The organism is Oryzihumus sp. (genome assembly GCF_054325275.1).
In genome coordinates this window covers 1-6,793 of record NZ_JBTCWL010000112.1, presented here as the reverse complement: position 1 = coordinate 6,793, position 6,793 = coordinate 1, and the positions used below count along the sequence as shown (strand labels likewise).

General features: G+C 72.5%; 6 protein-coding genes. 1 reads left to right on the top strand and 5 read right to left on the bottom strand.

Annotated features, from left to right (window positions below; all coding sequences use genetic code 11):
• The 5 genes from obgE to ACXVGS_RS18400 all read right to left on the bottom strand — a co-directional run.
• Nucleotides 1–899 (bottom strand): GTPase ObgE (gene obgE, locus ACXVGS_RS18420; protein WP_458538197.1); only part of this gene is annotated, 899 nt, incomplete at its 3' end.
• Nucleotides 900–1,021: 122 nt separating this feature from the next.
• Nucleotides 1,022–1,300, bottom strand: a complete 279-nt coding sequence (gene rpmA / locus ACXVGS_RS18415; RefSeq protein WP_458529892.1) for a 50S ribosomal protein L27 — start codon at nt 1,298–1,300, stop codon at nt 1,022–1,024.
• A gap of 36 nt (nt 1,301–1,336) precedes the next feature.
• Nucleotides 1,337–1,645 carry a 50S ribosomal protein L21 gene (gene rplU / locus ACXVGS_RS18410; protein WP_141788855.1) on the bottom strand — a complete coding sequence of 103 codons (309 nt, stop codon included), beginning with the start codon at nt 1,643–1,645 and terminating at the stop codon, nt 1,337–1,339.
• A gap of 91 nt (nt 1,646–1,736) precedes the next feature.
• The gene (locus ACXVGS_RS18405) at nt 1,737–4,706 is read right to left on the bottom strand and encodes an Rne/Rng family ribonuclease (protein WP_458538196.1); all 2,970 of its coding nucleotides are present in this window, start codon (nt 4,704–4,706) and stop codon (nt 1,737–1,739) included.
• Nucleotides 4,707–4,871: 165 nt separating this feature from the next.
• On the bottom strand, nt 4,872–5,624 hold the full coding sequence (locus tag ACXVGS_RS18400; RefSeq protein WP_458532252.1) for a TIGR03936 family radical SAM-associated protein: 753 nt from the start codon (nt 5,622–5,624) through the stop codon (nt 4,872–4,874).
• 130 nt (nt 5,625–5,754) lie between these two features.
• Between ACXVGS_RS18400 and ACXVGS_RS18395 the strand changes: the two genes are divergently transcribed.
• Entirely contained in the window at nt 5,755–6,735 is a 981-nt protein-coding gene (locus ACXVGS_RS18395; RefSeq protein WP_458529895.1) for a hypothetical protein, read from the top strand.
• Nucleotides 6,736–6,793: the final 58 nt, after the last annotated feature.

Here is a 6,793-nt window from a genome sequence, read left to right as displayed (position 1 = left end):
AGCTCGCGGGCCTCGGGTACGTCGGCCTTGTTGAGCACGACGATGCGGGTGCGCTCCGAGAGCGGCTTGCCGCCGAGGGACTCGTCGGCGACGTACTGCGAGAGCTCCTCCTCGATGACGTCGAGGTCGCTGAGCGGGTCGCGGCCCGGCTCCAGCGTGGCGCAGTCGATGACGTGCACGAGCACCGAGCAGCGCTCGACGTGGCGCAGGAACTCCAGGCCCAGGCCCTTGCCCTGGCTGGCGCCGGGGATGAGGCCGGGCACGTCGGCGACGGTGAACCGCTCGTCGCCGGCGGTGACCACGCCGAGGTTGGGCACCAGCGTGGTGAAGGGGTAGTCCGCGATCTTGGGCCGCGCCGCGGACAGCACGGAGACCAGGCTGGACTTGCCGGCCGAGGGGTAGCCGATGAGCGCCACGTCGGCGAGCGTCTTGAGCTCGAGGACGACGTCGAGGGCGTCGCCGGGCTCGCCAAGCAGGGCGAAGCCGGGGGCCTTGCGGCGCGGCGAGGCCAGCGCCTTGTTGCCCAGGCCGCCCCGGCCACCGCGGGCGACGACGTAGGTGGCGCCCATCCCGACCAGGTCGGCGAGCACCTCGCCGGAGCCGGACTTGACCACGGTGCCCTCGGGCACCGGCAGCAGCAGGTCCTCACCGTCGGCGCCGTTGCGCTCGTCGCCGGCGCCGGGCTTGCCGTTGGTCGCCTTGCGGTGGGGGTGGTGGTGGTAGTCCAGCAGCGTGGTGGACTGCGGGTCGACGACGAGGACGACGTTGCCGCCTCGTCCTCCGTTGCCCCCGTCGGGGCCGCCGAGCGGCTTGAACTTCTCGCGGCGCACGGACGCGACGCCGTGCCCGCCGTCACCGGCGGCGACGTGCAGGACGACTCGGTCAACGAAGTTCGCCATCAGGGCCTCTCATCGGGTGCTGCTGTGGTGGTGCGCCGGCGTCGCAGCGCCGGGCAGAAACAACGCGAGGGGGCGGGCCGGACGGCCCACCCCCTCGCGTCGAGGATCGTGCGTGTCCCGCGTCAGGCGGACTCGCCGACGGAGACCGTCTCGGCGGGGACGATGTTGACGGTCTTGCGGCCCTTCTTGGTGCCGAACTTGACCGCACCCGCGACCAGCGCGAACAGCGTGTCGTCGCCGCCACGGCCGACGCCCTCACCGGGGTGGAAGTGCGTGCCGCGCTGGCGGACCAGGATCTCGCCGGCGTTGACGGCCTGGCCGCCGAACCGCTTCACACCAAGCCGTTGGGCGTTGGAGTCGCGGCCGTTGCGCGTCGAGGATGCACCCTTCTTGTGTGCCATGTTCTAAACCTCGTTCTCGTTCGTAAGGGGCGAGGCTCAGGCCTCGATCGCGGTGACCTTGACCTGGGTCGAGTGCTGGCGGTGACCCTGGCGCTTCTTGTAACCGGTCTTGTTCTTGTACTTCATGATCGTGATCTTCGGGCCCTTGGTGGCCTTGACCACCTCGGCCGTGACCTTGACCTTGGCGAGCTTCGCAGCGTCGCTGGTGACGGTGGAACCGTCGACCAGGAGCAGCGGCGTGAGGTCGACACTGTCACCGGCCGCCCCGTTCACCTTGTCGATGATGAGGACGTCGCCGACGGACACCTTCTCCTGACGGCCGCCAGCGCGGACGATCGCGTACACGATGAGCTCACTCTCTTATGTCGTTCGGGGTAAGCGCGCCGCTTCATGACTACCGGTCCGTCAACACGGGCTCGGTGGGCGCACCGAAGGATCAGGGTACTTGCTGGGCGCCTTGCTCAGCAAACTCGCCGGAGGCCTCCCCGGCGGTCGCCGCGCGGGGCGGTCCGGCCGGAGCAACCACGCGGGCGCGCTTGCGTCGGCCACGGGTCGCCGGGGCCGTGGCGGGCTCGGCGGCCACGGCCGGCTGCGTCGCCGGGACGGGCTCCGCGGCAGGCTCCTGGGCGGCCGGCTCGGGCGCCTGGGCCCGCGCCGGCTCTGCGGCCTTCTCCGCCTCGACGGCCTGCTCCGGCTCCACGGCCTTCGGTGCCCCGGCGGGCACCTCGGTCACGTCACCGGCGGCCACGGCCTCCACCGCCTTGGCGGCCTCGGCGGCGACCGCCTCGGCCTCCTCACCGGCGTGCGAGGCGTGCAGCGCCGCCGCGTGGGCGGCCGCCGCGATCTGCGCGGGGGTCGGCCCGGACGGGGCCGGCTTCTCCGCCGCCTTCTCGGCCGGCTTGTCCTGCTGGCCCTGGCCGGCGGACGAGCCCGAGGTATCGCGCCCGCTCCCCTTGCCCCGGCGGCTGCGGGAGCGACCGGACCCACCCTGGCTGCCGTCGCCGGCGCCCTGGTTGTTGCCACCGTTGCCACCGTTGCCCGAGGACTTCTCCACCGGCTCGGCGTGCACGAGGATGCCGCGGCCGTTGCAGTGCTCGCACTGCTCGGAGAACACCTCGATCAGGCCGGTGCCGACCCGCTTGCGGGTCATCTGGACCAGGCCCAGCGAGGTGACCTCGGCGACCTGGTGCTTGGTGCGGTCGCGACCCAGGCACTCCAGCAGGCGGCGCACGACCAGCTCGCGGTTGCTCTCGAGCACCATGTCGATGAAGTCGATGACGATGATGCCGCCGACGTCGCGCAGCCGGAGCTGGCGCACGATCTCCTCGGCCGCCTCGATGTTGTTCTTGGTGACCGTCTCCTCGAGGTTGCCCCCGGAGCCGACGAACTTGCCGGTGTTGACGTCGATGACCGTCATCGCCTCGGTGCGGTCGATGACCAGCGAGCCACCCGAGGGCAGCCACACCTTGCGGTCCATCGCCTTGGCCAGCTGCTCCTCCACCCGGTAGTGGGAGAAGACGTCCGTCTCGCTGGTCCACTTGGTCAGGCGGCCGGCCAGGTCGGGCGCCACGGAGTGGATGTAGTCGCTGACCTCACCCCAGGCGGAGTCGCCCGACACGACCAGGCTGGTGAAGTCCTCGTTGAAGACGTCGCGGATGACGCGGACGGTCAGGTCGGGCTCGCCGTGCAGCAGCGCCGGGGCGCTGGAGCTCTTGGCCTTGGCCTTGGCCTGGATGTCCTCCCACGCGGCGGTCAGACGGGCCACGTCGGCACGCAGCTCGTCCTCGCTGGCGCCCTCGGCGGCCGTGCGCACGATGACGCCGGCGTTGTCGGGCACGACCTCACGCAGGATCTTCTTCAGGCGGGCCCGCTCGGTGTCGGGCAGCTTGCGCGAGATGCCGGTCATGTTGCCGTCCGGCACGTAGACCAGGTAGCGACCCGGCAGCGAGATCTGCGAGGTCAGGCGGGCGCCCTTGTGCCCGATCGGGTCCTTGGTGACCTGCACCAGGACCGAGTCGCCGGAGCTGAGGGCGTTCTCGATGCGCTTGGCCTTGTTGTTCTCCAGGCCGGCCGCGTCCCAGTTGACCTCACCGGCGTAGAGCACGGCGTTGCGGCCCTTGCCGATGTCGACGAACGCCGCCTCCATGCTGGGCAGGACGTTCTGGACCCGGCCGAGGTAGACGTTGCCCGCCATCGAGGCGTTGCTGGTCTCGCGGGAGACGTAGTGCTCGACGAGCACGCCGTCCTCGAGCACGCCGATCTGGGTGCGGTCGTCCTTGTGGCGGACCACCATGACCCGCTCGACGCTCTCGCGGCGCGCGAGGAACTCGGCCTCGGTGATGACCGTGCGGCGGCGACCGGCCTCGCGGCCCTCGCGGCGGCGCTGCTTCTTGGCCTCCAGGCGGGTCGAGCCCTTCAACGAGGTGACCTCGTCGCGCTCCTTGCGGGGCTCGCGCACCTTGGTGACGGTGCCCGGCTCGTCCTCGCCCTCGGCGGCGCCCCCACCGGTGCGGCGACGGCGACGGCGGCGACGGCTGGAGGTGCTCTCGCCGCCCTCCTCGGTCTGCTCGGCCTCGGGACCGGTCTGCCCGGTGGCCTCGGCCGCCTCCTCCTGCTCGGCGGACTCGGGGCTCTCGGCCTGCTCGGCGGCCTCGCCGCCGCGGCCGCGGCCACGGCCCTTGCCACCACGACGGCGGCGACGGCGACCGCCACCCTCGCCGGCCTCCTGGTCCTGCTCGTGGTCGTGCTCGGCGACCGGGCCGGTCCCGGCCTCGGCGGCCTCAGTCGGCTCGGCCGGCGCGGCCTCGGCGTGTGCCGGGGTGGCCTCCGGCGCGGTGGCGCGCCGCGAACGGCGGCGGGTGACCAGCGCCGGGTCCGGCGGCTGGAACAGCAGCCCGAAGCTGGGGACGGCCGGGGTCTCCTCGGCGGTCTCCTCCCCGGCGGCCTCCACGGCCGACTCGACGACCTGCTCGACCTCGGCGGGCTCGGGAGCGGTGGGCCCCTCGGCGACCGACTCCCGGGTCTCGGCGTCCGTGGTCTCGGGAGCCGTGGCCGCGGCCTTCTTTGCGGTCTTGCGCGGGGCGCGCTTGGCGGCCTTCTTCGCGGGCTTCTTCGTCGGCGCGGCTGCGTCCTCACCGCCCGGCTCCACCCCCGGCTCGGCGGCGGTCTCGCTGGTGGCCGGCTCGCCCGCGGCGAGCTCAGCGGCGGTGGGCTCGGTGGCCCCCTCCTCGGGCGCAGCGGCGGCCTTCTTGGCGGTCTTGCGCGGCGCGCGCTTGGCGGCCTTCTTGGCGGCCTTCTTCGCCGGGGCCGGACCGGCCTCGGGCGTGGCGGGCGCCTCGGTGGCGGACTCCCCACCGTCCTGCGCTGCGGCAGCGGTGTCGGGGAAGAGGTTGTCGTTGGATGCCATCAGGCGTCCTCCTGTCACCCACGGGGCGAGACCACACCCCGGGGCCCGGAGGCCCCCTCGTCGCCGCGCGGTTCGTGGTGGCGTCGTCCCTCCCGCGGGAGCGGGGCGGGACGGAAGTCGTCTCGCTACACCTTTGGGGCTCGCGCGGGGACGCGCGTCACCGTCTCAGGTGCCGTCGCCGGCCTGGTCGGCAGCCAGTGGATCAGCCACCGTCGCGGTTGCGGTCTGCAGCGGGCCCTGCGCCAGCCGAGTCACCAGGGGCGGTGTCGGCGGCGCCAAGGCGGCCACTGCTCGCAGCGCGCTCAGGACGTCGTCGGGGCGCACGGCGGGTGTGGTGTGCCGTACGACCATCCGCAGTATCGCACACGTGTCGTCCTCGGCTGGCGATGCTGTGAGCGACACGACGGCCTCGCGCACGTCGAAGGTGCGCGGCCCGGACTTCATCATGCGGGTGACCTCGACCCGCTCCTGCTCCAGCAGCGCGGCGGCCGCGCGCTCGAGGTCGGCGACCGGCATACCGCGGAAGGTCACGACCCAGTCGCTGGCCTGGAGCCGGTCGGCCAGGGCGCCGGGCCGGGCCTCGACCACCTCGAGGACGTCCAGCCCGTCGGGCAACGCCTCGTCGAGCGCCGCGCGCAGCCGCTCGGGGTCGACCCGCTCGGTCACCGAGACCTCGACGTACTCCGCCTCGCTGGCGGTGCCGGTCGGCGCCGCGTTGGCGTAGGAGATCTTGGGGTGGGGGTGGAAGCCGGCCGAGAAGGCCATCGGCACGGCGGCGCGACGCAGCGCCCGCTCGAGCGCGCGCTGGAAGTCACGGGTGGAGGAGAAGCGCAGCCGCCCACGCTTGGCATAGCGGATCCGCAGCTTCTGGACGGCCGGCGGCGGGGTGGGTCCTTCGGGTACGCGCTGGCGGGCCATGAGCCGAAAGGTTACCGGTCACCAACTCCTTCCCTGACCTTGACCTCGGGTTGGTCCGGGCCTTGCCGGCGGGGTGCGAGCGTCTCCTCGGCCCGACCGGGCCACACAGGACACACACAAGGAGATCGCTGTGCCGACCCGCAGTCTCGTCCTCACCGCCACCGCGCTGACCATGCTCGCCACCGGCCTGGCCACCGGGGTGACCCCGTCCCAGGCGGCCCCCGCGGCCACCCCCTCCTCGGCGACCGTCCCGGCCGCCGCCACCGCCACCTCGGCCCGGATCCTGTTCGACAACGGGCACGCCGAGACGGCCGGCAACGCCGACTGGATCATCTCGACCTCGATCCCGAACCCGTTCAACCAGAAGGCCTCCCCCACCGCCGAGACCGACTGGACCGGGGCGATCTCCTCGTGGGGCGTGTCCCTGGCGCAGTACCCGACCTACTACCCCACGCTGCGCACCACCACGGGCGCCCTGACCTACGGCACGACCGGCAGCCTGGACCTGAAGAACTTCGACGAGCTGGTCATCCCCGAGCCCAACACCGCGTTCACCGCCGCCGAGCGCACCGCGATCATGCAGTTCGTCCAGAACGGCGGCGGCCTGTTCCTCATCACCGACCACGACCAGAGCGACCGCAACAACGACGGCGTCGACAGCGTGGACATCGCCAACCAGCTGTTCACCAGCAACGGCGTGGACAACACCAACCCGTTCGGCATCACCGTCGACTACAAGAACTACTCCAGCGAGGACGAGACCAACATCCCGTCGGCGGCGAGGACACACCCGGTCATCGACGGGCCCTGGGGCACGGCCACCGGCAGCATCCTGCGCGGCGGCACCACCTTCACCATCTCGACCAGCAGCAACCCCAGCGCCCAGTGCCTGCTCTACCGCAACGCCGTGTCCAACACCGGCTCGACCGGCTGCTTCTTCGCGGTGTCGCAGTTCGGCTCCGGCCGGGTGGCGCTGTGGGGCGACTCCTCCCCCGTCGACGACGGCACAGGCCAGAGCGGCAACACCCTGTATGACGGGTGGAACGACCCGGCGGGCACCGACGCCGAGCTGGCGCTCAACGCCACGGACTGGCTGGCGCACCTGTCCTGAAACCGTCGCAGCCCGACGGCAACCAAACCGGTCGCCACGTCGTCCATGGGGTGACCGC